The organism is Streptomyces sp. FH025 (assembly GCF_017427025.1).
Taxonomy (GTDB): domain Bacteria; phylum Actinomycetota; class Actinomycetes; order Streptomycetales; family Streptomycetaceae; genus Kitasatospora.
Map to the genome: position 1 here is coordinate 1 of NZ_JAFLNG010000782.1, position 3,308 is coordinate 3,308.

Genomic DNA, 3,308 nt, shown 5'->3' on the forward strand with positions numbered 1-3,308 from the left:
GCCCTGGCCAGGTCGTGGCCCTGCTCGGGCAGCAGCGCGTCCAGCGGGTAGCCGGAGGTGCGGCGCGGCAGTTGCGGCATGCCGCGCCGGATGGTGGCGAGGTTGCGGTCGGTGAACTCCTGGAGCCGCGTGTGGAGTTGGCCGACGCGACCGGGCGAGGAGCGCAACCGCGCGCGCCCGGCGGCGGTGAGCGGCCCGCCGACGGTCAACTCGGTGCCGTCCGCGAGCAGCAGCTCCAGCCGCTCGACGTTGTCGGCGGTGCGGCCCCAGGCGAGCGAGTGGGAGCCGCAGGAGTCGTTGCCGATCATGCCGCCGATGGTGCAACGGCTGTGCGTGGACGGGTCCGGGCCGAAACGCAGCCCGTACGGCTTGGCGGCGCGCTGGAGGTCGTCCAGGACGGTGCCGGGCAGGACACGCGCGGTGCGGGCCTCCGGGTCGATGTCCAGCACCGAGCCGAGGTGGCGGCGGAAGTCCAGCACCACCGCCCCCGGGCCGATCGCCTGCCCGCCGATGCTGGTACCGGCCCCGCGAGCCACCACCGGTACCCCGTACTCGCGGCACAGCGCCAGCGCGGTGCGCACGTCGTCCAGGTCGGCGGGCTTGACCACGCCGAGCGGCAACTGCCGGTAGTTGGAGGCGTCGTGGCTGTAGACGGTCCGTTCGGCGGCGCCGAAGCGGACCTCCCCGCGCAGCACGGCGGCCAGCTCACGGGCCAGTTCGGCCCCGGGTACGGCGGACGGACGGCTCACCAGGGACCTCCCGGGCGGGTGCGGTGTCGGCTCCGCCGATGATCGCAGGCCCGGCGCCGCACGGGTACCGGGCGCGACGGCGGTACCGCCGACGGGGTGTCGGGCGGTGCCCCGCCGGGGCGGTCACCTCCGTCCGGTCACCTCCGTCCGGTCACCTCGTCCGGTCACCTCCGTCCGGTCACTTCTTCCCGGTGAGCGTGCCGCGCGCGATGTGCGAGAGCTTGGCCACCTCGAACGCCGGGTAGGCGCCGCCGGCCAGCAGCGTGAACTTGATCCCCTCGCGGCCGCCCGGCTTGCGGTGGCCGGGCGGCAGGAAGCGGCGGTGGTGCTCGGCGGCCCGGTGGAAGAACTGCGGCCGCTCGGCCCGGGAGACGCAGCCGGCGAGGTCGAAGACGAACAGGTAGTGCCGGATCATCCGGACGAACAGCGCGTCGCGCACCGCGTAGAGGTGCGGTTGGTCCTCCAGCAGCGCGAAGCTGCGCTCGTACTGCTCGAAGAGGTCGAACACGCTGCTGCCCGGGCCGCCGGCCGGGTGGACGGTCTCCCGGCGGCGCAGCTGGACGCACTCGCGCGCCAGCACGGCGGCCCGCTGCGCGCCGAGCAGCGCGGCGTGCACCACCGGGACCTCCTCGTACCGGCCGTCGGGGAAGGCGAGCCCCAGCTCCTCCCAGTGGCCCCGGCGGATCAGCCGGTCCCAGATCAGCGGCGGCGCGCCGAACAGTGCGGGCCGGTCGAAGGGGGCGAACACCTCGGGGCCGGCCTCGGCGAGCAGCGCCTCGGCGCCGCCCGGCCAGTCCCGGCCGTTGTGGCGGCGGGAGTGGCCGAACAGCAGCACGTCCACCGGCCCGGTCTGGGCGAGCCGGTCGGCGACGGTCCGGAGCGCGTCCCGGGGCAGCAGGTGGTCGGCGTCCAGGAACAGCAGGTAGTCGCCGGAGGCCCGCGTCGCACCCGCGTTCCGGCTCACCCCGACCCCGACCGCCGCGTTCAGGTGCAGCACCGACACCCGGGGGTGCCGCGCCGCGTACGCCTCGGCGAGCTCGCCCGCGGTCTCGGGGGAGCGGTCGGCGACCACGATCACCTCGACGTTCGCCAGGGACTGGGCGAGCAGCGAGTCCAGACAGTCGGAGAGCTGTCCGTGCTGGTCGTAGGCGGGGAGCACGACGCTGATCAGGGGTGAGGGCATGACGCCGGAGCGTAAGAGGGCGGGCGAACGGTGGCAAAGCCCTGACCAGGCGTAATTGCGAGCAATTGGCGGCAAATCGTACGACCGTGCGCCATATCTTCACGCCGCCTGCCGGACGTGTCCACGCCGCCTGGGAACTCGCCGGGAAACGCTCCGGGCCCGCGGCGCGGAGTGCGTCGCGGGCCCGGGAGCGGGAACGAACCGGCAGGTCAGGCCGGGGATCAGTACCAGTGGTGGTTCTGCCAGAACGTCCAGGCGGCGCAGGGGCTGCCGTAGCGGGTGTTCATGTAGTCCAGGCCCCACTTGATCTGGGTGGCCGGGTTGGTGCGCCAGTCGGCGCCGGCCGAGGCCATCTTGGAGCCGGGCAGCGCCTGGACCAGGCCGTAGGCGCCGGAGGAGGCGTTGACGGCCAGCGGGTTCCAGCTGCTCTCGCGGTACACGATGTTGCTGAAGCACTGCAGCTGGCCGGCCGGGACGAGCTGCGCGGCGATCTGCTGAGGGGTCCCGGTGAGGCTCGTGCGCTGCTGGGAGCGGGAGGCGGCGGCGTCGGCCTGGGCCTTGGCGTCCGCCTGGGCCTTCGCCTCGGCCTCGGCCTGGGCGGCGGCCTGGGCCTGCGCCTGGGCGGCGGCGTCCGCCTCGGCCTGCGCCTGGGCCGCCTGCGCCTGCTGTGCGGCCTGCTCGGCGGCCGCGGCGTTCGCCTGGGCCTGCTCGTCGGCCGCCGGCTTGTCCGCCACCGTCACGGCGGCCACGGGGGCGGCGGCCTCGGTGGAGCTCCCGGCCTGGGGGATGGCGAGGGCGGCGGTGGCGGCGCTCGCGACCACGAGGGTGGCGACGCCGGTGATCAGGGAGTTGCGGCGGGCATGGCTGAGCGGCATGGAGCGGTCGGTCCTTTTCCGTCGGGGAGGCGGTGCCGGTGGCACTGGGCGCGGGGCATCGCGCGGGCTCCGGGTGAGCGGGGCCCGCACGGCCGTCCGGGACGGCCGTCGCACCCCGGCGGAGGCGGCGGGGCGGCGGGCTGCGCGGCGGACGGGCCGGCCGGCGCTGCCTGGCGACGGGCCATTCTTGGCAGGGCCGGGGACGGGTGGCAAAGGCGTTCGCTACTACGCCGAGTAGTGGCCGCGGGGCGGCCGGATCGGGGCCCGGCGGTGGATTTGGTGAGTTTTGTCCGAATTGCACACCTGGGCGTCGCGGGCGATCCACAACGGAGCATGCAAGGGCGGGAGGGGCGGTGGCCTGCGTTCTTCAGGCGGGTCGCGGCGGCGGCCGACGCGGCCGAGCAGCGGTCGGGGCCGTCGGTCGGCCATGGCGGCGGGGGCGACCACTATCGAGGGCCGTAGACGCCGAACCCCCTGTGGGCGGCCTCACACGTTCGCCGG

The 3,308-nt window shown here is 75.2% G+C and carries 3 protein-coding genes; all 3 read right to left on the reverse strand.

Annotated features, from left to right (window positions below; translation table 11 throughout):
- Window positions 1-749, reverse strand: a 749-nt coding sequence (locus J0670_RS33770) for an FAD-binding oxidoreductase (RefSeq protein WP_207816118.1), incomplete at its 3' end; no start/stop codon positions are given.
- Window positions 750-927: 178 nt separating this feature from the next.
- Window positions 928-1,932: a glycosyltransferase family 2 protein gene (locus J0670_RS33775; protein ID WP_207816119.1), complete on the reverse strand. Its 1,005-nt coding sequence runs from the start codon at window positions 1,930-1,932 to the stop codon at window positions 928-930.
- A gap of 221 nt (window positions 1,933-2,153) precedes the next feature.
- A complete protein-coding gene (locus J0670_RS33780; RefSeq protein ID WP_207816121.1) occupies window positions 2,154-2,807 on the reverse strand; it encodes a transglycosylase SLT domain-containing protein in 654 nt (217 codons plus the stop codon).
- Window positions 2,808-3,308: the final 501 nt, after the last annotated feature.